The organism is Streptomyces sp. NPDC004435 (assembly GCF_042873895.1).
GTDB lineage: Bacteria > Actinomycetota > Actinomycetes > Streptomycetales > Streptomycetaceae > Streptomyces.
In genome coordinates this window covers 205,508-226,267 of record NZ_JBIAMB010000002.1, presented here as the reverse complement: position 1 = coordinate 226,267, position 20,760 = coordinate 205,508, and the positions used below count along the sequence as shown (strand labels likewise).

General features: G+C 73.2%; 20 protein-coding genes. 12 read left to right on the top strand and 8 right to left on the bottom strand.

The genetic code is table 11. The annotated features are described in order from the left end of the window. Window positions 1-92 precede the first annotated feature (92 nt). From ACFYT9_RS04230 to ACFYT9_RS04215, 4 genes are all read left to right on the top strand, one after another. Window positions 93-1,214: a hypothetical protein gene (locus ACFYT9_RS04230; RefSeq protein WP_389160852.1), complete on the top strand. Its 1,122-nt coding sequence runs from the start codon at window positions 93-95 to the stop codon at window positions 1,212-1,214. A gap of 125 nt (window positions 1,215-1,339) precedes the next feature. After that, window positions 1,340-2,785 (top strand): DUF2252 domain-containing protein, encoded by a 1,446-nt coding sequence (locus tag ACFYT9_RS04225; RefSeq protein ID WP_389160850.1) that lies wholly within the window; start codon window positions 1,340-1,342, stop codon window positions 2,783-2,785. A gap of 46 nt (window positions 2,786-2,831) precedes the next feature. Continuing rightward, entirely contained in the window at window positions 2,832-3,722 is an 891-nt protein-coding gene (locus ACFYT9_RS04220; RefSeq protein WP_389160848.1) for a hypothetical protein, read from the top strand. A 50-nt stretch (window positions 3,723-3,772) separates the two neighbouring features. Next, entirely contained in the window at window positions 3,773-4,114 is a 342-nt protein-coding gene (locus ACFYT9_RS04215) for a rhodanese-like domain-containing protein (RefSeq protein ID WP_376599872.1), read from the top strand. A gap of 60 nt (window positions 4,115-4,174) precedes the next feature. Here the strand turns inward: ACFYT9_RS04215 and ACFYT9_RS04210 are convergent, their stop codons facing one another. The 6 genes from ACFYT9_RS04210 to paaA all read right to left on the bottom strand — a co-directional run bounded on the left by ACFYT9_RS04210 (window position 4,175) and on the right by paaA (window position 9,065). Continuing rightward, window positions 4,175-5,308 (bottom strand): acyl-CoA dehydrogenase family protein, encoded by a 1,134-nt coding sequence (locus ACFYT9_RS04210; protein WP_376599870.1) that lies wholly within the window; start codon window positions 5,306-5,308, stop codon window positions 4,175-4,177. Window positions 5,309-5,414: 106 nt separating this feature from the next. Further along, window positions 5,415-6,476, bottom strand: coding sequence for a 2Fe-2S iron-sulfur cluster-binding protein (locus ACFYT9_RS04205; protein ID WP_376599868.1), 1,062 nt, complete (start codon window positions 6,474-6,476; stop codon window positions 5,415-5,417). Further along, window positions 6,477-6,980, bottom strand: a complete 504-nt coding sequence (paaD, locus tag ACFYT9_RS04200) for a 1,2-phenylacetyl-CoA epoxidase subunit PaaD (protein WP_376599866.1) — start codon at window positions 6,978-6,980, stop codon at window positions 6,477-6,479. Next, window positions 6,974-7,771, bottom strand: coding sequence for a 1,2-phenylacetyl-CoA epoxidase subunit PaaC (gene paaC / locus ACFYT9_RS04195; protein WP_389160846.1), 798 nt, complete (start codon window positions 7,769-7,771; stop codon window positions 6,974-6,976). The genes paaD and paaC overlap by 7 nt, the downstream gene beginning before the upstream one ends. Next, window positions 7,768-8,055, bottom strand: coding sequence for a 1,2-phenylacetyl-CoA epoxidase subunit PaaB (paaB, locus tag ACFYT9_RS04190; protein WP_030493720.1), 288 nt, complete (start codon window positions 8,053-8,055; stop codon window positions 7,768-7,770). The genes paaC and paaB overlap by 4 nt, the downstream gene beginning before the upstream one ends. Beyond that, complete coding sequence (paaA, locus tag ACFYT9_RS04185; RefSeq protein WP_389160844.1) at window positions 8,052-9,065, bottom strand: 1,2-phenylacetyl-CoA epoxidase subunit PaaA; 1,014 nt, start codon at window positions 9,063-9,065, stop codon at window positions 8,052-8,054. The genes paaB and paaA overlap by 4 nt, the downstream gene beginning before the upstream one ends. A gap of 162 nt (window positions 9,066-9,227) precedes the next feature. On the opposite strand from paaA, the gene ACFYT9_RS04180 reads away from it, so the two are divergent. Genes ACFYT9_RS04180 through ACFYT9_RS04170 form a run of 3 tightly spaced genes read left to right on the top strand, consistent with a single transcriptional unit; the run spans window position 9,228 to window position 11,889 of the window. Next, complete coding sequence (locus ACFYT9_RS04180) at window positions 9,228-9,923, top strand: DUF5819 family protein (RefSeq protein WP_389160842.1); 696 nt, start codon at window positions 9,228-9,230, stop codon at window positions 9,921-9,923. Beyond that, window positions 9,920-11,215 carry an HTTM domain-containing protein gene (locus ACFYT9_RS04175; protein ID WP_387278236.1) on the top strand — a complete coding sequence of 432 codons (1,296 nt, stop codon included), beginning with the start codon at window positions 9,920-9,922 and terminating at the stop codon, window positions 11,213-11,215. The genes ACFYT9_RS04180 and ACFYT9_RS04175 overlap by 4 nt, the downstream gene beginning before the upstream one ends. Then, window positions 11,212-11,889, top strand: coding sequence for a TrmH family RNA methyltransferase (locus tag ACFYT9_RS04170; protein ID WP_389160840.1), 678 nt, complete (start codon window positions 11,212-11,214; stop codon window positions 11,887-11,889). The genes ACFYT9_RS04175 and ACFYT9_RS04170 overlap by 4 nt, the downstream gene beginning before the upstream one ends. 152 nt (window positions 11,890-12,041) lie before the next feature. On the opposite strand, the gene paaN is transcribed toward ACFYT9_RS04170, so the two are convergent. Continuing rightward, window positions 12,042-13,739, bottom strand: coding sequence for a phenylacetic acid degradation protein PaaN (paaN, locus tag ACFYT9_RS04165; protein WP_389160838.1), 1,698 nt, complete (start codon window positions 13,737-13,739; stop codon window positions 12,042-12,044). A 211-nt stretch (window positions 13,740-13,950) separates the two neighbouring features. Between paaN and ACFYT9_RS04160 the strand changes: the two genes are divergently transcribed. After that, window positions 13,951-15,483: a 3-hydroxyacyl-CoA dehydrogenase gene (locus ACFYT9_RS04160; protein ID WP_389161097.1), complete on the top strand. Its 1,533-nt coding sequence runs from the start codon at window positions 13,951-13,953 to the stop codon at window positions 15,481-15,483. After that, a complete protein-coding gene (locus tag ACFYT9_RS04155) occupies window positions 15,480-16,070 on the top strand; it encodes a TetR/AcrR family transcriptional regulator (protein WP_389160836.1) in 591 nt (196 codons plus the stop codon). The genes ACFYT9_RS04160 and ACFYT9_RS04155 overlap by 4 nt, the downstream gene beginning before the upstream one ends. Window positions 16,071-16,328: 258 nt before the next feature. On the opposite strand, the gene ACFYT9_RS04150 is transcribed toward ACFYT9_RS04155, so the two are convergent. Beyond that, the gene (locus ACFYT9_RS04150; protein WP_389160835.1) at window positions 16,329-16,895 is read right to left on the bottom strand and encodes an Lrp/AsnC family transcriptional regulator; all 567 of its coding nucleotides are present in this window, start codon (window positions 16,893-16,895) and stop codon (window positions 16,329-16,331) included. 186 nt (window positions 16,896-17,081) lie between these two features. Here ACFYT9_RS04150 and pdhA point away from each other — a divergent pair, with 186 nt between their 5' ends. The 3 genes from pdhA to ACFYT9_RS04135 are packed head-to-tail and all read left to right on the top strand — an operon-like array spanning window position 17,082 to window position 20,667. Beyond that, window positions 17,082-18,233, top strand: coding sequence for a pyruvate dehydrogenase (acetyl-transferring) E1 component subunit alpha (gene pdhA, locus ACFYT9_RS04145; protein WP_389160833.1), 1,152 nt, complete (start codon window positions 17,082-17,084; stop codon window positions 18,231-18,233). Beyond that, on the top strand, window positions 18,230-19,267 hold the full coding sequence (locus ACFYT9_RS04140) for an alpha-ketoacid dehydrogenase subunit beta (RefSeq protein WP_376602987.1): 1,038 nt from the start codon (window positions 18,230-18,232) through the stop codon (window positions 19,265-19,267). Before pdhA ends, ACFYT9_RS04140 begins: the two co-directional genes overlap by 4 nt. Continuing rightward, entirely contained in the window at window positions 19,267-20,667 is a 1,401-nt protein-coding gene (locus ACFYT9_RS04135) for a dihydrolipoamide acetyltransferase family protein (protein WP_389160831.1), read from the top strand. Before ACFYT9_RS04140 ends, ACFYT9_RS04135 begins: the two co-directional genes overlap by 1 nt. Window positions 20,668-20,760: the final 93 nt, after the last annotated feature.

The window sequence follows — 20,760 nt, the reverse complement described above, 5'->3', positions numbered from 1 at the left end:
AGTTAGCCCCGTACGGGGTTCCAGTTGTATAGTACAACGGTTCTTTGGTTGTAAAAGCCAACCAATGGCTCTCCCCGACTTCGGAGGTCACGGTGTCCACAGGACCGAACCCCACCGCCGGCGCCCTGCGGCACGTCCTCGGGCACCTCCTCACGCCCCTCCTCATGTGCCTCGGCATGGGCCTCGCCTACCTCGGCGCCTTCCACGCCCCCCAGCCCCACGACCTCCGCGTCGACATCGTGGGCTCCGGACCCGCCGTCCAGGTGCTCGCCCAGACCCTCCAGGACAAGGGAGACGGAGCCCTCGACGTCCGTACCGTTGCCGACCGGGCCACCGCGGCCACCTCCCTCCACCGGCAGGACAGCTTCGGCGCCTACATCCCCGGCGAGCACCCCGAACTCCTCGTCGCCTCCGCCTCCTCCGACACCAGCGCCATGGCCGTCGAGAAGGTCTTCACCCAGGTCGCCGCCGACCAGGACGCCCCCCTCAAGGTCACCGACCTCGCCCCCACCGCCTCCGGCGATCCCACCGGCCAGGGCGTCTTCTTCCTCCTCGTCGCCGTCAGCATCGGCGCGTACGCCTCCGTCGCCGTCATCGGTGCCGCCGGAGCGGCCCTCCCCATGCGGATCCGCGCCCTCCTCGCCGCCGGCACCTCCCTCGTCGTCAGCCTCATCGGCGCCCTCTTCGCCGGCCCCGTCTTCCACCTCGTCGACCACGGCCTCGCCGGGGTCTGGGCCCTCTCCTGGCTGTACGCCGCGGGCATCCTCCTCATCGGCGTCGGCCTCCACAGCTATCTGCGCCGCTGGACCACGCTCGGCGTGATGGTCCTCTTCGTCATGCTCAACTTCACGAGTTCCGGTGGCATCTACCGGCCCGAGCTCCAGCCCGGCTTCTTCGGCTCCCTGCACGCCTTCTGGAACGGCGCCGGCCTCGTCGAAGGCATCCGCGGCCACGTCTACTTCGACGGACACGGCCTCGGCGGCAACGTCCTCGTCCTCGCCCTCTGGTTCCTCGCCGGCACCGTCCTGGTCACCGCGGCGGCCCGCACCGAGGCCAGGCGGAACGCGACGGCCCCCGCCGGAGCCGCCCCGGCGGCGGGCGGAACGGGGACCGTCACGGCGCAGAAGGCGGAGCAGACGGAGCCGACGGAGCAGACGGAGAAGGGGGAACGGGCGGAGGCCGAGGAAGAGATGGAGGAGAGCGTGGCCGTCTGAACAGGCGGTCCGTGGTTGTCCACAGGTCCTTGTCCACAGGGGGAGACGGCTGATCAAGACCCGCTGTACCGTCAGGCCCGGAAGCAGTCGAAGCAGTCGAAGCAGTCATCGGGGGAGGTCGTCCCATGGACGAGACCCAGGCCGTCGTGCCCGGACAGCGTGGAGGAACGTACGGGGAGCGCATCCCGCACGTGCCCGGATTCGCCCGGCGCGGCACCGCGGAGGACTCCCCCAAGGCGCGCGGCAAGCAGCTGCGCACCACCGTCCCCCGCTCCTCCCACGCGGAGCTCACCCTCCCCGCCGGGCGGCCCGACGCCGTCCGCGCCGTCGAGGAGTCGAGCCGGGGACGGGTCCCCGGCCTCACCCCGATCCGCGTCGGCCGGATGGCCGCCAACCCGTTCGCGTTCCTGCGGGGATCCGCCGGACTCATGGCCCACGACCTCGTGGGCACCCCCGTCACCGGCGTCGCCGCCCAGCTCTGCGGCGACGCCCACGCCGCCAACTTCGGCCTCTACGGCGACGCCCGCGGCCGGCTCGTGATGGACCTCAACGACTTCGACGAGACCGCCGTCGGCCCCTGGGAATGGGACCTCAAGCGGCTCGCCACTTCCCTCGTCCTCGCCGGCCGCGTGGTCGGCGCGGACGAGGACACCTGCCGGGCCGCCGCCTTCGACACCGTCGGCGCCTACCGGCGCACGATGCGGCTCCTCGCCCGGCTGCCCGCCCTCGACGCCTGGAACGCGATACCCGACGAGGAGCTCGTCTCCCACACCGACGCCCGCGATCTCCTGGGCACCCTGGAGCGCGTCTCCGCCAAGGCCCGCAACAACACCAGCGCCCGGTTCGCCGCCCGCTCCACCGAGACCGTCGACGAGACCGAGGGCGGCGGACGCCGCTTCGTCGACGCACCCCCGGTCCTGCGCCGCGTGCCCGACGCCGAAGCCGCCGCCGTCACCGCGGCCCTCGGCGACTACCTGGAGACCGTCTCCGAGGACCGGCGTCCGCTCCTCGCCCGGTACACCGTCCACGACGTCGCCTTCCGGGTCGTCGGCACCGGCAGCGTCGGCACCCGCTCCTACGTCGTCCTGCTCCTCGACCACCGCGGCGAACCGCTCGTCCTCCAGGTGAAGGAAGCCCGGCCGTCCGTGCTCCTGCCCCACCTGCCCGCCGCCGGGTTCACCGTCTCCGACCCCGGTCACGAGGGCCGTCGCGTGGTCCTCGGCCAGAAGCGCATGCAGGTCGTCAGCGACATGCTGCTCGGCTGGACCACCGTCGACGGGCGCCCCTTCCAGGTGCGCCAGTTCCGCAACCGCAAGGGCAGCGTCGACCCCGCCGCGCTCACCGCCGATCAGGTCGACGACTACGGCCGCATGACCGGCGCGCTCCTCGCCCGCGCCCACGCCCACAGCGCCGACCCGCGCCTGATAGCGGGCTACTGCGGGAAGAACGAGGAGCTCGACGAGGCCGTCGCCGCCTTCGCGGTCACCTACGCCGACCGCACCACCGCCGACCACGCAGACCTGCTCACGGCCGTCCGCAGCGGCCGCATGGCGGCGGAGCTGGGCGTGTGAGGACCTAGGCTTGAGGTGTCGGGCCGGAACGAGGACGTGGGCGGGCGTGAACGTGAGCGAGGACCAGGGCCGGGAGCCGGAGCCGGACGCGGTGCAGCCGGAAGCGGCAGAGGCGGAAGCGGTAGAGGCGGCGGGGTCGGCCGCGGAGCCCGGTGACGGTGCGGAGCGGCCGGAGGCTCGGTTGGAGCGGGCCGTCCGGGCGGCCGAGCAGGCGTTGATCGAGTTCGAGATCGCCGTGGAGACCTTCCGCGTCGAGGTGGACAACTTCTCCCGGCTGCACCACCAGACGCTGGGGCCGATGTACGCGCGGCTCGACGAGCTGGACGCGTCGATCGCGGAGGCGCGGGCCGCGCGGTCCGGTGATCCGGAGGATCTGCGACGGGCGCGGGAGGCGCGGGCCGTGGTGCAGCCGCTGCCCGGGGTCGACGTGCTCTTCGACGACTGGCTCGACTCCGACGGGCTCTCCCCCGAGGCGGCCGCGATGCTGACCGAGCGGCCGGTGCGGCCGCCGCGTCGGGTGCGGCCCAGCGAGGAGGTGCGCCGGCTCTACCGCGAGCTGGCCCGCAAGGCCCATCCCGACCTGGCGCGCGAGGAGGGCGAGCTGAAGCGGCGGGAGGAGTTCATCACCCGCGTGAACGCGGCCTACGCCCGCGGTGACGAAGGGCTCCTGCGGGAGCTCGCCGCCGAGTGGGAGGCGGGACCGGCGCCGGCCGAGGAGCGGCTGAGCGAGAGCGAGGAGCTGTACGCGCGGCTGGAGTGGCTGGCGCGGCGCAAGGACCTGCTGTCCGCCCTGGCCCGGGAGCTGGAGGAGAGCGCGATCGGGTCGATGCTGCGGCTGGCGCCGGAGGACCCGGACCGGCTCCTCGAGGAGATCGCCGAGCAGCTGCGCGGCCAGGTGTCCGAGCGTGAGGCCGAGCTGGCCACGCTGGTGCAGTAGGTTTTCCCAGGTCGAGGCGGTTCCGCCGTACAGGAGAGAAGGTCAGTGCCATGAGTTTCGCCCCGCTGCCGTCGGTGCCCGCCGCGTCCGTGCCCGCCGATGCCCTGGTGCTGGACGTGCGGGAGGACGACGAGTGGGCGGCCGGGCGGGTCGAGGGCGCGCTGCACGTGCCGATGAGCGACTTCGTGTCCCGGTTCGCCGAGGTCGGTGAGCAGCTCGCCGAGCACGGGCGTGCCTATGTGATGTGCCGGGTGGGCGGCCGGTCGGCGCAGGTCACGCAGTATCTGGTGCAGCAGGGGTACGACGCGGTGAACGTGGACGGCGGGATGGTGGCCTGGGAGAGCGCCGGGCGTCCCGTGGTGGCGGACAACGGGCCCGGCTTCGTCGCCTGAGCCGTTTCTCCGGCGTCTCCGCCTCCGGCGGCCCGTCTCCCCGCATCGGTGTGGGTCAGGTCAGCTCAGGGGGTGGGCGGCGATGAGGTCGCCCAGGGCCTCTTCGTGGGCGGCGGCAGGGCCGAGGGAGAGTTCGAGGTACTTCGCCCAGGCGTGGTAGCGGTGCAGCGGGTAGTCGGTGTCGGCGCCGAAGCCGCCGTGCAGGTGCTGCGCGGTCTGCACGACCCGGCGTACTCCTTCCGCGGCCCAGATCTTGGCGACGGCGAGGTCCGCCTCGGTGGGCAGGGCCGTGTCGGCGGCGGTGGAAACGCGCCAGGCGGCCTGCCAGAGGGTGACCTCCATCGCGCGGAGGTCGATGTAGCGGTCGGCGGTCTGGACCGCGACGGCCTGGAAGGTGGCCACCGGGTGGCCGAACTGTTCGCGCTTCCCGGTGTACTGGCTCGTCATGGTGAGGACCTGTTCGCCGAGGCCGAGGGCGAGCGCGCAGGTTCCGGTGGTGAGCAGGGCGCGGAGCGCGGGCCAGGCGTCGGCGGAGTCGAGGACGCGGTCGGCGTCGAGGCGGACGGCGTCGAGCCGTAGCCGGGCGAGACGCTCGCCGTGGGTGCCGTACTGGGCGTCGAGCGTGAGTCCCGGGTGGTCGCGCGGGAGCAGGGCGAGCACCGTGCGGCCGTCGCCGGTGTGCGCGGGGACCGCGGTCAGGTCGGCGTCGTGTGCCCAGGGGACGTGGTCGGTGGTGCCGTCGAGGATCCAGTGGGTGGAGTCCCGGCGGGCGGTGACGGCACGCTCGGCGGGTTCGTGGCCGGTGGCGCCGTGGGCGGCGGCGGTGAGGATCAGCCGGCCCGCGGAGACGTCGGGCAGGAGTGCGGCGGCGGTGGCGGCGGGGGCGTGCTGCTGGAGCACGTGGGCGACGGCGGCGGTCTCCAGGAGGGGCACGCGGGCCAGGACGCGGCCGGACTCGCGCAGCACGAGGCAGAGGGCGACCGGGTCGAGGCCGGTGCCGCCGTGCTCGGGGGCGACGAGGAGACCGAGGAGATCGGTGGCGGCGAGGCGCTGCCACAGGGGGCGGTCGAGGTCGTCGGCGACGGCGGTCGAGGTGAGGGCGGGGCTGGGTACGGCGTCGGGGGCGACGTCGGCGAAGACGGCACGGGCCGTCTCCGCGGCCGCCTGCTGCTCCTCGGTGAACGTGAAGTCCATGGCCCTGTCCTTCCGTTGCTGTCCGCTGCCGGTCCTGCGGCCCGCCAGGAGGCAGTTTTCTGACGGGCCGTCAAGATAGAACAGGTTCTAGCGGAAGGGAATGGGCTCAGCGGTCGAAGTCCAGCTCCACGTCGGGGGTGGCCGGGTGGGACTGGCAGGCCAGGACGTAGCCGGCGTCGGTCTCCTCCGGTTCGAGGGCGAAGTTGCGGTCCATGCGGACCTCGCCGCCGACGACGAAGGCCCGGCAGGTGCCGCAGACCCCGCCCTTGCAGGCGTAGGGGGCGTCGGCGCGGGCGCGGAGGACGGTGTCGAGGAGGCTTTCGCCGCGCTCGACCGGCCAGGTGCCGGAGCGCCCGTGCAGGGTGGCCGTGAGGGTGGCGTGAGCGGGGGTGTCGGCGGTGGGCACGGGCGCCGGGCCCGAGCCGTCGTCGACGTGGAAGATCTCCTGGTGGACGCGGGCACGGTCGACACCGAGCTCGCGCAGGGCCCGCTCGGCGCCCTGGACGAGACCGAAGGGGCCGCACAGGAACCAGCCGTCGATGGTGCCGACCGGGAGGAGGGCGGGCAGGAGGGCGGTGAGCCGGTCCTGGTCGAGGCGGCCGGAGGGGAGCCCGGCCTGCTGCTCCTCGCGGGAGAGGACGGTGACGAGCTGGAACCGGTCGGGGTGACGGTCCTTCAGGTCGGCCACCTCGTCGAGGAACATCGTGGAGGCGGCGGTGCGGTCGCTGCGGATCAGACAGAACCGGGCCTCGGGTTCGCGGTCGAGGAGGGTGGCCGCCATGGAGAGCACCGGGGTGATGCCGCTGCCGCCGGCGACGGCGGCGAAGTGGCCGGGGCGCGGGTCGAGGACGAACCGGCCGGTGGGGGCCATCACATCGACGGTGTGGCCGGGGGTCAGTTCCTTGAGGGCCCAGGTGGAGAAGGCGCCGCCGTCGACGAGGCGGATGCCGACGCGGAGTTCGGGGCGCTCTCCGGCCGGGGCGGCGGGGGAGCAGATCGAGTAGGTGCGGCGGATCTCCTGGCCGGACTCGTCGGTGCGGCGCAGGGCGAGGTGCTGGCCCGGGCGGTGCCGGAAGGTCTCGTGGAGGTCGTCGGGGACCGCGAAGGTGACGGCCACGGAGTCGTCGGTGAGCCGCTCGACCCGGCTCACCGGGAGCGGATGGAACATCTACAGCTCCTTGAAGTGGTCGAAGGGTTCGCGGCAGGCGGTGCAGCGGCGCAGGGCCTTGCAGGCGGTGGAGGAGAACCGGCTGAGCAGCTCGGTGTCGGTGGAGCCGCAGTGCGGGCAGCGGATGGCCAGGGTGAGGGCGACGGGTCCGCCGGCGGGGCCCTGGGGGCGGGGCGGGGCGATGCCGAACTCGCTGAGCTTGCGGCGGCCTTCCTCGGTGATGTCGTCGGTGCTCCAGGCGGGGGCGAGGACGGTGACGACGGTGACCTCGGGGATGCCGTGCTCGTGGAGGGCGTGCTCGATGTCGGTGGACATCGTCTCGACGGCGGGGCAGCCGGTGTACGTGGGCGTGAGGGCGACCTCGACGCGGCCGGGGCCCGTGACGTGGACGCCGCGCAGCACGCCGAGTTCGGCGAGGGTGAGGACGGGCAGCTCGGGGTCCGGGACGGCGCCGGCGATCCGGGCCAGTTCCGCTTCGAGCGGGGTGGTGGCGGTGGTCACCATGTCGCCCCCGGGTGGCTGCGGTGGAGGTGCTGCATCTCGGCGAGCATCCGGCCGAAGTGCTCGGTGTGGAGGCCCTCGCGGCCGGCGCCGGCGCGCCAGGCACCCGTGCGGGGTCCGGCGGGGACGGTCAGTCCCGCGCGGGTGAGGACGGCGGTGACGGAGTCCATCCAGACGGCTTCGAGGGCGGCGGCGTCCAGGCCGAGGCCGTCGAGGGGCTGGAAGAGCTCGCCGGTGTAGCGCCAGAGCGCGTCGCAGGCGGTCTGCATCCGGCGGTGGCTCTCCTCGGTGCCGTCGCCGAGGCGGAGCGTCCAGTGCTCGGCGTGGTCCTGGTGGTAGGCGACTTCCTTGACGGCCTTGGCGGCGAGACCGGCCAGCGGGGTGGAGCCGGTGGCCAGGGCCGCGTAGAGGAGCCGCTGGTAGGTGGAGAAGTACAGCTGGCGGGCGATGGTGTGGGCGAAGTCGCCGTTGGGCTGCTCGACCAGCTGGACGTTGCGGAAAGCGCGCTCCTCGCGGAGGAAGGCGAGTTCGTCCTCGTCGCCGGCGAGGGAGAGCAGGACGCGGGCCTGGCCGAGGAGGTCGAGCGCGATGTTGGCGAGGGCGACCTCCTCCTCCAGGACGGGGGCGCTGCCGGCCCACTCCCCCAGGCGCTGGGCCAGGACGAGGGCGTCGTCGCCGAGGGCGAGGGCCGCGGCGGTGACGGCCGGGTCGGTGACGGCCGGTTCGGTGGGCGTGCCCGGGGTGCCGGCGGTGCCCGGAGTGCCGGTGGTGTTCGCGGTGTCGGTGGTGGTCACAGGTGCTTCACCCCCTCCGGGATCTCGTAGAAGGTCGGGTGCCGGTAGGGCTTGTCGGCGGCCGGCTCGAAGAAGGGGTCCTTCTCGTCCGGGGAGGAGGCGGTGATGGCGGCGGAGGGCACGACCCAGAGGGAGACGCCCTCCATCCGGCGGGTGTAGAGGTCCCGGGCGTTGCGCAGGGCCATCTCCGCGTCGGGGGCGTGGAGGCTGCCGGCGTGGGTGTGGGAGAGCCCTCGGCGGGAGCGCACGAACACCTCCCACAGGGGCCAAGTGTCGCTGCTCATGCCTGTGCCTCCCCGTGCTGTCCGGTGTGCTTGCGCGCGTAGGCCGCGGCGGCCTCTCTGACCCAGGCGCCGTCCTCGTGGGCCTGGCGGCGCCTGGTGATCCGCTGGTCGTTGCAGGGGCCGTTGCCCTTCAGCACGTCCCAGAACTCGGCCCAGTCGATGGGGCCGAAGTCGTAGTGCCCGCGCTCCTCGTTCCACTTCAGGTCGGGGTCGGGGAGGGTGAGGCCGAGGGACTCCGCCTGCGGGGCGGCGATGTCGACGAAGCGCTGGCGCAGCTCGTCGTTGGTGTGGCGCTTGATCTTCCACGCCATCGCCTGCGCGGTGTGGGTCGATTCGCCGTCCGGCGGGCCGAACATCATCAGGGAAGGCCACCACCAGCGGTCCACCGCGTCCTGGGCCATGGCGTGCTGGGCCTCGGTGCCGCGGGAGAGGGCGAGCAGGGCTTCGTACCCCTGTCGCTGGTGGAAGGACTCCTCCTTGCACACGCGGACCATGGCCCGGGCGTACGGGCCGTAGGAGCAGCGGCAGATGGGGACCTGGTTGGTGATGGCGGCGCCGTCGACGAGCCAGCCGATGGCGCCCACGTCGGCCCAGGTGAGGGTGGGGTAGTTGAAGATCGAGGAGTACTTCTGGCGGCCGGTGTGGAGCTTGTCGAGAAGCTCGTCGCGGCTGACGCCGAGGGTCTCGGCGGCGCTGTAGAGGTACAGGCCGTGGCCCGCCTCGTCCTGGACCTTGGCCATGAGGATGGCCTTGCGGCGCAGCGAGGGCGCCCGGGTGATCCAGTTGGCCTCGGGCTGCATGCCGATGATTTCCGAGTGGGCGTGCTGCGCGATCTGACGGACGAGGGAGGCGCGGTACGCCTCCGGCATCCAGTCGCGCGGCTCGATGCGCTCGTCGGCGGCGACAGCGGCGTCGAACACCGCCTCGCGGGCGGACTGCTCCGCCGCGTCCGCGGCATCCGTGCCGGGCGCTTCCACGGTCACTGCCGTCCCTGCCGTCCCTGTGGTCATCGGACCCCCTACCGACCGATCGTTCGGTTGAATGACTTCAATGGTGGGTCGGCGGCCCGTATGGTGTCAACCCTGTGGATAACCGCCTGCTCCGTCCGGGGCGCAGACGAGCGGGTCACCGGTGGGACGGGAACGGGTGGGGAAGCCCGGGATCGGGGTGGGATGAGCGCGCACATCGACGGCAGCGGGGAGCGGCGGCCGGCCGGAGGAATCCTGGCGCTGTCCATGCCGTACCAGGTGGTGGCCGCGGTGGCGCTCGCCGCCATGGCCGTCCTCGCCGGCCTGCACCTGTCCATGGTCTTCCTGCACGTGGCACCGTCGAACACGATCACCAAGCAGCACGGACAGGCCGTCGACGACTGGATCTATCCCGAGTTCGAGCAGAACTGGAAGCTCTTCGCGCCCAATCCGCTCCAGCAGAACGTCTCCGTCGAGGTCCGTGCCGAGGTCTCCGACGCCTCCGGCGCCCGGCGGACCACCGGTTGGATCGACCTCACCGCGATGGACGTCGAGTCCATCCGGGGCAACGTCTTCCCCAGCCACACCGACCAGAACCTGCTGCGCCGGGCGATCGACTGGTACGGCAACGCCCACGACGACGCCGGCCGCCCCAAGGGGATGCGCGGCCGGCTCTCGGAGGCGTACATGCGCCGTATCGTGCTGCCCCGCATCGAGGGCCCGGAGGCCCGCGCGGACGTCGGCGGGACCGTGGAGCGGATCCAGCTCCGCCGGGTCGTCCGGCCGGTGGCGGCCCCGCACTGGAGCACCGAGAAGCGCTCCACCGACCCCTCCACCACCGTCATGCCGTGGTGGGAGATCACCGACGCCGACCGCAGCCGTACGGAGACGAGCCGATGACCGCCCCCCGCCCCGCACCGGCCGCGGCTCCGGCGCGCGTGCCCCTCGACCGCAGGCTGGCCCGGGCGGCGCAGACCGTCACCTCGCGCGCGCTGGGCCCGTACCAGACCGCGATCGTCCGGATCGGCTTCTCGCTGACCTGGCTCTTCTTCCTGCTGCGGGAGTTCCCGCACCGGCACGAGATGTACGGCCCCGACGGCCCCTGGTCGTTCGACCTGGCGCGCCGGCTGATCGCCGACAACCGGGCCTTCACGGTCCTGATGTGGTCCGACGGGCGGCTCTGGTTCGAGGTGGTCTACGGGCTCGCCGTGGTGGCCGCCCTGCTGCTGCTCGTCGGCTGGCACACCCGCGCCGTCTCGGTCGTCTTCATGGTCGGCGCGCTGTCGCTGCAGAACCGGTCCGTCTTCCTCGGCGACGGCGGCGACAACGTGGTGCACCTCGTCGCGATCTACCTCACGCTGATCCGCTGCGGCCAGGTGTGGTCCCTGGACGCCCGGCGGGCCGCCCGCAAGGCCGCCTCGGGCGGGAAGGCCGCCGGGCGGGTGGAGCTCGCGGGGCCGGTCCTCTGGATCGTCCTCGGCGGGTTCCTGGTCGCCGCGACCTGGTTCAGCCCGGTCACCGGCGAGTGGTGGATGTACGTGCTGCTGTGGGTGCTCTGGCTCGGCCACGGCCTGTGGTGGCTGGTGGAGCAGTACGTGCCGGGCGAGCCCCGCGTCCTCCTGGACGTCCTCGCGAACCTCGCCCACAACGCCACGCTCGTCGTCCTCATGGCCGAGGTCTGCCTGATCTACGCCACCGCCGGCTGGTACAAGATCCAGGGCTCGCGCTGGCAGGACGGCACCGCGCTCTTCTACCCGCTCCACCTGAACTACTTCACGCCCTGGCCGGGGCTGTCCGAGCTGCTCGCCTCCAGCGGGATCATGGTCATGGTGCTCAGCTACGGCACCGTGATCGTGCAGGTCGCCTTCCCTTTCACGCTCTTCAAGCGCAAGGTGAAGAACGTCCTGCTCGTCGTGATGATGCTGGAGCACGCGGGCATCGCGGTCCTGCTCGGCCTGCCGGCCTTCTCGCTGGCGATGATCGCCGCCGACGCCGTCTTCCTGCCCACCGTCTTCCTGGTGTGGCTCGGCGCGAGGGTGGCCCGGGGCCGGGACCGGCTGCTGCGGCGGAAGCCCGCGGCCCCGGAGCTGCCCCCGCAGCGGCCCGCCGGGGAGCCGGGCGGGGAGCCGGGCGCGGGGGCCCAGGGCGGGGAGACGGGCGGAGGGGCCTCTCCCCGTACCCTCGTCGGGTGAGCACCACCGAAGAACACCTCCCGCCGGCCGGGGCCGAGCCGCTCCAGTACGACGAGGGTTACGCCCCCGAGGTCGGCGTCGGCCCGCACCCCGGGCCGTGGCCCGAGGACCCGCGCTACGACCGCGAGCTGCTGGCCGAGGGCGACCGGCGCAATGTCGTGGACGAGTACCGGTACTGGACCCGGGAGGCGATCGTCGCCGACCTGGACACCCGCCGGCACGACTTCCACGTGGCCGTGGAGAACTGGGGCCACGACTTCAACATCGGGTCGGTGGTGCGGACCGCCAACGCCTTCCTGGCCAAGGAGGTGCACATCGTGGGGCGGCGCCGCTGGAACCGGCGCGGCGCCATGGTCACCGACCGCTACCAGCACGTGCGGCACCACCCCGACACCGAGGCGCTCACCGCCTGGGCGGCGGCCGAGGACCTGCCGATCATCGGCATCGACAACCTGCCGGGCTCCGTGCCGCTGGAGCGGACCGTGCTGCCGCGCCGCTGCGTGCTGCTCTTCGGGCAGGAGGGGCCCGGCCTGACCGAGGAGGCCCGCCGCCATGTGCGGACGGTCTGCTCGATCGCGCAGTTCGGCTCCACCCGGTCGATCAACGCCGGGGCGGCCGCCGCGATCGCCATGCACGCGTGGGTGCAGCGGTACGCGGAGATCCCGGAGCCCTGACCCGGGATCCCGAGAGCCTTGACGCGGGATTTCGAGAGCCCTGACTCCGGAACTCGGATCCGGGGAGCCCTTGTCCGAGAGCTCCTGTCCGGGAGTCCTGATCCCGGGAGCCGCCCGGTGCCGGATTCCGCCGGCACCGGGACGGCCGGGGGTCACGCCTGGCGGCGCACCTCGACCACGCGGAAGCGGTTGGAGACGAAGGCGCCGTCGCACAGCGCGGCGTTCGCCGCCGGGTTGCCGCCCGAGCCGTGGAAGTCGGAGAACGCGGCCGTCTGGTTCACGTACACCCCGCCCGTCAGGTTGAGCGAGAGCTGCGCGGACTCCTCCAGGCAGATCTCCTCCACGGCCCGCTCGGTGTCGGCGGACGTCGTGTACGCGCCGACCGTCATCGCGCCCTTGTCGCGGATGGTGCGCCGCAGCAGCTCCAGGCCGTCGGCGGTGGAGTCGACCGAGACGGCGAAGGAGACCGGACCGAAGCACTCGGAGAGGTACGCGGCCTCCGCGTCCGGCTTGGAGCCGTCCAGCTTCACCATGACAGGGGTGCGGACGACCGCCTCCGGGAACTCCGGGTTGGCCACCTCGCGGGAGGCCAACGCCACCTCGCCGAGTCCCGCGGCCGCCTCCAGGCGGTCCTTCACGTCCGGGTTGACCAGGGCGCCGAGCAGCGCGTTCGCCCGGGCGTCGTCGCCGAGGAGGCCGCCGACCGCGCCGGCCAGGTCGGCCACCACCTCGTCGTAGGACCGGGGGCCCTGGTCGGTGGTGATGCCGTCGCGGGGGATCAGCAGGTTCTGCGGGGTGGTGCACATCTGGCCGCTGTAGAGGGACAGCGAGAACGCCAGGTTGGACAGCATCCCCTTGTAGTCGTCGGTGGAGTCGATCAGGACCGTGTTGACGCCGGCCTTCTCCGTGTAGACCTGCGCCTGCCGGGCGTTGGCCTCCAGCCAGTCGCCGAAGGCGGTCGAGCCGGTGTAGTCGATGATCCGGATCTCCGGGCGGACCGCCAGGGTCTTGGCGATGCCCTCGCCCGGACGCTCGGTGGCCAGCGCCACCAGGTTCGGGTCGAAGCCGGACTCGGCGAGGACCTCGCGGGCGACCTTCACGGTCAGCGCCAGCGGGAGGACCGCGCGCGGGTGGGGCTTCACCAGGACCGCGTTGCCCGTGGCGAGGGAGGCGAAGAGGCCCGGGTAGCCGTTCCACGTCGGGAAGGTGTTGCAGCCGATGACCAGGGCGACGCCGCGGCCGACCGGGGTGAACTCCTTGCTCAGCTCCAGCGGGTCACGCTTGCCCTGCGGCTTCGACCAGGCGGCCCGGCCGGCCGGGGTCCGGGTCTGCTCCTCGTACGCGTACGCCACCGCCTCCAGACCGCGGTCCTGGGCGTGCGGGCCGCCGGCCTGGAACGCCATCATGAACGCCTGGCCGCTGGTGTGCATGACCGCGTGGGCGAACTCGTGGGTGCGGGCCGAGATCCGGGCCAGGATCTCCAGGCAGACCAGGGCGCGCGTCTCGGGCCCCGCGTCGCGCCAGCCGGGCAGGCCGGCGCGCATCGCCGGCAGCAGCACGTCGATGTCCGCGTGCGGGTACTCGACGCCCAGCTCGGGGCCGTACGGCGAGATCTCGCCGCCGGTCCAGCCGTCGGTGCCCGGCTGGTCGAGGTCGAAGCGGCCGTTCAGCACCGCCTGGTGGGCGGCGAGACCCGCGGCGGCGTCGAGCGAGCCGTCCGCCCCGTACGCCTTCGGGTGCTCCGGGTGAGGCGACCAGTAGGCGCGACTGCGGATGGTGGCGAGGGCCTGATCGAGCGTGGGCCGGTGCTTCGCGGCCAGAACGTCGGTGGTCGGCTGGGCGGTGGCCATGGATGGACCAACTCCTCGTCGAGCTGGGCAGGGAGACGCGTACGGAGTTAGAGTAACCGAACGATCGGTCGGGACAAGGGGGTCTCTCGATCCTGTGGAGAACCCGGGGTCCGTCGACCCTGTGGAAAACCCATCGGGGAGGATCACACCTATGAGCGCCGACACGAGCGCCGCCGTGCAGGCCGACGGGACCGTCAGGGGGAGCGCCACCATGGACGACGCAAGCGCCGCGGGCGAGGGGATCGAACGGGGCCGGACGGTCGCCGTCGTCGGCACCGGCACCATGGGCCAGGGGATCGCGCAGGTGGCGCTGGTCGCCGGCCATCCCGTACGGCTCTACGACAGCGCCCCCGGCCGCGCCGCCGAGGCCGTCGCCGCGATCGGCGCCCGGCTGGACCGGCTCGTCGAGAAGGGCCGGCTGGCCGCCGCCGACCGCGAGGACGCCGCCGGGCGGCTCCACGCCGCCGGGGACCTCGCCGAGCTGGCCGACGCGGCGCTCGTCATCGAGGCGATCGTCGAGGACCTGGAGGTCAAGCGGCGGCTCTTCGCCGATCTGGAGAAGACCGTCGCGGACGACGCCCTCCTCGCCACCAACACCTCGTCCCTCTCCGTCACCGCCATCGCCGGAGGGCTGCGGCTGCCCGGCCGCTTCGTCGGCCTGCACTTCTTCAACCCCGCGCCGCTGCTCCCCCTCGTCGAGGTCGTCCGTGGGTTCGCCACCGACGAGACCGCCGCCACGCGCGCGTACGAGACGGTGCTGGGCTGGGGCAAGACGCCGGTGCGCTGCGCCGACACCCCCGGCTTCATCGTCAACCGGATCGCCCGCCCCTTCTACGCGGAGGCCTTCCGGGTCTACGAGGAGCGCGGCGCCGACCCGGCCACCATCGACGCGGCGCTGCGGGAGTGCGGCGGCTTCCGGATGGGCCCGTTCGAGCTGACCGACCTGATCGGCCAGGACGTCAACGAGGCCGTCACCCGGTCCGTGTGGGAGTCCTTCTTCATGGACCCGAAGTTCACGCCGTCGCTGGCGCAGCGGCGGCTGGTGGAGTCGGGGCGGCTGGGCCGCAAGTCGGGGCACGGATGGTTCCCGTACGCGGAGGGCGCCGAGCGGCCCGAGCCGCACACCGCGCCGCCCGCGAAGGCGCCGGAACGCATCACCGTGCGCGGCGATCTGGGGCCGGCCGCGGAGCTGGTGGGGCTCTTCGAAGGGGCGGGGATCGCCGTCCGCCGCAAGCGCGGCCACGGCTTCATCGAGCTGCCGGGAGGCCTGAAGCTCTGCCTCGTGGACGGAGAGTCCTCCTTCGAGTACCACGGCGACGAGATCGCCTACTTCGACCTCGCCCTGGACTACGCGGCGGCGACCCGGATCGTCCTGTCGGTCTGGGAGAGCACCGCCCCCGACGCCGTCGCCGAGGCCGTGGGCCTCTTCCAGGCGATCGGCAAGCGGGTCTCCGTGATCGGAGACGTGCCCGGCATGATCGTCGGCCGGACGGTCGCCATGCTGGTGGACCTCGCCGCCGACGCCGTCGACCGGGGCGTCGCCACCGCGGAGGACATCGACACGGCCATGCGGCTCGGCGTCAACTACCCCGCCGGCCCGCTGGAGTGGGCGGAGAAACTGGGGTACCGGCGCGTGTGCGCCCTGCTGGGGCAGCTCCACGAGCGGTACCCGACGGGCAGGTACGCGCCTGCTGCCGGCATGGTGCGCCGCAGCTGGGTGGAGGAAGCGGAGGAAGACCGATGACGACGGCCAGACGCGACACGTACACCCCCGAGACGCTGCTCTCGGTCGCGGTGACGGTCTTCAACGAGCGCGGTTACGACGGCACGTCCATGGAGCACCTGTCCAAGGCGGCCGGGATCTCCAAGTCCTCGATCTACCACCACGTGGCGGGCAAGGAGGAGCTGCTCCGGCGGGCGGTCAGCCGGGCGCTGGGCGGACTCTTCGCGATCCTCGACGAGCCGGGCGCGGTGCGCGGCCGGGCGGTGGAGCGGGTCGAGTACGTGACCCGGCGGACGGTCGAGGTGCTGATAGCCGAGCTGCCGTACGTGACGCTGCTGCTGCGGGTGCGGGGCAACACCGCGACCGAGCGGTGGGCGATGGAGCGGCGCAGGGAGTTCGACCACCGGGTGGCCGAGCTGCTCGGGGCGGCCGCGGCGGAAGGGGATCTGCGGTCCGACGTGGACATCCGGCTCGCGACCCGGCTCCTCTTCGGCATGATCAACTCGCTGGTGGAGTGGTACCGGCCGCATCCGGACCAGGCGGAGCGCGACCAGCTCGCCGAGACGGTCGCCCACCTGGCCTTCGACGGGCTGCGGAAGGCCCGCTGAGAGAGCCCGGAGGGCGGAACGGGGACGAGGGGGCCCTTCCAGGGCCCTTCAGGGCCCTTCAGCGCCCTGGAAGGCCTCTAGGGCGCTGAAGGGTCGGCGAGTGCCGCCCATGGCCCCTTGAGGAGTGCGGAGAGGCTCCTGAAGGGCAGGAGAGACCCCTGAAGCGCAGGAGAGACCCCTGAAGCGCGGGAGGGGCCCCCGAGGCACGGAAGAGGGCCCCGGAGACCGTCCGGGGCCCTCTTCGCACGTCCGGGCGCCTTATGGCCTCGGGTCGGCGTTCAGGTCCATCTCGTCGAAGACGAGCAGGGTGCGGGTGGAGAGCACCTCCGGGATCGACTGGAGCCGGGTGAGGACCAGTTCCCGCAGGGTCCGGTTGTCCGGGGTGTGGACCAGCAGCAGGACGTCGAAGTCGCCGCTGACCAGCGCGATGTGCGCGGCCCCGGGGAGCGCCTCGAGCTGTTCGCGGACCGTGCGCCAGGAGTTCTGGACGATCTTGAGCGTGATGTAGGCGGACGCGCCGTGGCCCGCCCGCTCGTGGTTGACGCGGGCGCTGAAGCCGCGGATCACTCCGTCGTCGATGAGCCGGTTGATCCGGGCGTACGCGTTGGCCCGGGAGACGTGCACCCGCTCGGCCACTGACCGCACCGAGGCGCGGCCGTCCGTCTGGAGCAGTCGCAGGATGTCCCGGTCTATCGCGTCCAGCGGGCGTGCCGGGACGGCGTGCGCCGGAGTGTCCGGGGGCGCGCTCAGCACCTCGCCCACGGCCTCCGCCGCCGCCTCGTCCGGGGCTCCGCCCCGAGCGACGGCCATTTGTTCATCCGCCATGTCCCCCCGCCTCTCTCCGGTGGACGACCTGTCTCTATCCCAGGCTGTGGAGAACCGTTTGTCCACAGGCTGAAGGTGCCTGTAGCCAAAATGCCTCCACGACCGAACAATCGGTAGGTGAGGCGCGCCACACCCGCGCCACCCGCCTTCGGGTGTTATGCCCGCTCCCACGAGGAGGTGGACTCGTTGCAACAGCGCAGTTCGACAGTCCAGGAGCCGCTCGCCGACTCGGCTTACCGGCCCACGCCGCCGCCGGCCTGGCAGCCGCGGACCGACCCCGCCCCGCTGCTGCCCGACGCCGAGCCGCTGCGCGTGCTCGGCACGGACGCGGTGGCCGACGCCGACCCCGCGCTGCTGCGCCGGCTCTACGCGGAGCTGGTCCGCGGCCGCCGGTACAACGCCCAGGCGACCGCCCTGACCAAGCAGGGCCGACTCGCCGTCTACCCCTCCACCACCGGCCAGGAGGCGTGCGAGATCGCCGCCGCCCTCGCCCTGGAGGAGCGGGACTGGCTCTTCCCGTCGTACCGCGACACCCTCGCGGCCGTCGCCCGCGGCCTCGACCCCGTACAGGCGCTGACCCTGCTGCGCGGCGACTGGCACACGGGCTACGACCCGCGCGAGCACCGCATCGCGCCGCTGTGCACCCCGCTCGCCACCCAGCTGCCGCACGCCGTGGGCCTCGCCCACGCGGCGCGCCTCAAGGGCGACGACGTGGTCGCGCTCGCCATGGTCGGCGACGGCGGCACCAGCGAGGGCGACTTCCACGAGGCGCTGAACTTCGCCGCCGTCTGGCAGGCGCCGGTCGTCTTCTTCGTGCAGAACAACGGCTTCGCGATCTCCGTGCCGCTCGCCAAGCAGACAGCCGCCCCCTCGCTCGCCCACAAGGCCGTCGGCTACGGCATGCCGGGCCGCCTGGTGGACGGCAACGACGCGGTCGCGGTGCACCAGGTCCTCACCGAGGCCGTGGCCCGCGCGCGGCGCGGCGGCGGCCCGACCCTGGTGGAGGCGATCACCTACCGGATCGACGCCCACACCAACGCCGACGACGCCACCCGCTACCGCGCGGACGGAGAGGTCGAGACCTGGCGGGCCCACGACCCGGTGCTCCTGCTCGAACGGGAGCTGACCGCGCGCGGCCTGCTCGACGAGGAGGGCCGCCGGGCCGCGGCCGAGGCCGCGGAGACCATGGCGGCGGAGCTGCGCGAGCGGATGAACGCCGACCCGGTGCTCGACCCGATGGACCTCTTCACCCACGTCTACGCCGAGCAGACCGCGCAGCTGCGCGAGCAGGCGGCGCAGCTGCGGGCCGAACTCGAAGCGGAGGGCGAGAGCCGATGACGACGGCGACGACCGGCGCGGCGGCCGCCAAGGCGGCGGGCCGGCCCAAGCCGGCCACCATGGCGCAGGCGCTCCAGCGCGCCATGCGCGACGCGATGGCCGAGGACCCGACCGTCCACGTCATGGGCGAGGACGTCGGCACCCTCGGCGGGGTCTTCCGGGTCACCGACGGGCTCGCCAAGGAGTTCGGCGAGGACCGCTGCACGGACACGCCGCTGGCCGAGGCGGGCATCCTCGGCACCGCCGTCGGCATGGCCATGTACGGCCTGCGGCCCGTGGTGGAGATGCAGTTCGACGCGTTCGCCTACCCGGCGTTCGAACAGCTCGTCTCGCACGTGGCGAAGATGCGGAACCGTACGCGCGGCGCGATGCCGATGCCGATGGTCATCCGCGTGCCGTACGGCGGCGGGATCGGCGGTGTCGAGCACCACAGCGACTCCTCCGAGATCTACTACATGGCCACCCCCGGCCTGCACGTCGTCACCCCGGCGACCGTCGAGGACGCCTACGGGCTGCTGCGCGCGGCCATCGCGTCCGACGACCCGGTCGTCTTCCTGGAGCCCAAGCGGCTCTACTGGTCGAAGTCCGACTGGTCGCCCGAGGCACCCGCGCGCGTGGAGCCCATCGGCAAGGCCGTCGTCCGCCGCGCCGGCACCAGCGCCACCCTGATCACCTACGGCCCCTCCCTGCCGGTCTGCCTGGAGGCCGCCGAGGCCGCCACCGCCGAGGGCTGGGACCTGGAGGTCGTGGACCTCCGCTCGCTCGTGCCCTTCGACGACGAGACCGTCGCCGCCTCGGTGCGGCGCACCGGACGCGCGGTCGTGGTCCACGAGTCCGGCGGCTTCGCCGGCCCCGGTGCGGAGATCGCCGCCCGGGTCACCGAGCGCTGCTTCCACCACCTGGAGGCCCCGGTGCTGCGGGTCGCGGGATTCGACCTGCCCTACCCGCCGCCGATGCTGGAGCGGCACCACCTGCCGGGCGTCGACCGGGTTCTGGACGCGGTCGCGCGGCTCCAGTGGGAGGCGGGGAACTGATGGCACAGGTTCTGGAGTTCAAGCTCCCCGACCTCGGTGAGGGACTCACCGAGGCCGAGATCGTCCGCTGGCTGGTGGACGTCGGCGACGTCGTCGCGATCGACCAGCCGGTCGTGGAGGTCGAGACCGCCAAGGCGATGGTCGAGGTGCCCTGCCCGTACGGCGGCGTGGTCACCGCCCGCTTCGGCGAGGAGGGCACCGAACTCCCCGTAGGCGCGCCGCTCCTGACGGTCGCCGTCGGCGCCTCCGCCGACGGAGGCGCCGGGACGCCCGCGCTCGCCCCCGGGGCGGAGCCCGCCGATGCCGCGGTGTCGTCGGAGCACTCGGGCAACGTCCTCGTCGGCTACGGCACCGCGGGCCCGGCGGCCCGCAGGCGCCGGATCCACCCCCAGTCCCCGGCCGTCGCGCACCCCACGCCGAACGCGACGGCCGGTCCCGCCCCGACCCCCGCCGCACCCGCTCCGGTGCCGGCCGCGTCCGCCCTCGTGGCCGCGGCGGTCACCGGCACGGCGGCGCCCGGGGGACCGCTCCCGGTCATCTCGCCGCTCGTGCGGAAGCTGGCCCGTGACCGGGGCCTCGACCTGCGCGAGGTGCGCGGATCCGGCCCCGAGGGCCTGATCCTGCGCGCCGACGTCGAGCGGGCCCTCACCGCGCGCGAGACGCCCGCCGCGGCGGTTGCGGCGGGCGCGCCCGCAGTGGACACCGCCTCGGCCGGCGAGCGGATCCCGCTGCGCGGCCTGCGCGGAGCGGTCGCCGACAAGCTCTCCCGCAGCCGCACCGAGATCCCGGACGCGACCTGCTGGGTGGACGCCGACGCCACCGAACTCATGGCCGCGCGGGCGGCGATGAACGCGGCGGGAGGACCGAAGATCTCGCTCCTCGCACTGCTCGCCCGGATCTGCGCCCACGCGCTGGCCCGCTTCCCAGAGCTGAACTCCACCGTGGACACGGCCGCCCGCGAGATCGTCCGGCTGCCCCAGGTGCATCTCGGCTTCGCCGCCCAGACCCCGCGCGGACTCGTCGTCCCCGTGGTCAGGGACGCCGGGACCCGGACCGCCGAGTCGCTGACCGAGGAGTTCGCCCGGCTCACCGAGACGGCCCGGCAGGGCACGCTCACCCCGGCCGACCTCACCGGCGGCACCTTCACCCTCAACAACTACGGGGTGTTCGGGGTGGACGGCTCCACACCGATCGTCAACCACCCCGAGGCGGCGATGCTCGGCGTCGGCCGGATCATCCCCAAGCCGTGGGTCCACCAGGGCGAACTGGCCGTCCGTCAGGTGGTGCAGCTCTCGCTCACCTTCGACCACCGGGTCTGCGACGGCGGCACGGCCGGCGGCTTCCTCCGGTACGTCGCGGACTGCGTCGAGCAACCGGCGGTGCTGCTTCGCACGGTCTGAACCCGCCCGGAACGGTGCGTGTGACCGGACCCGGCCCGTCTCATCAGGAGACCGGCCGGGCACCGGCGGGCGGTGGCGGACCATACTGCTGGG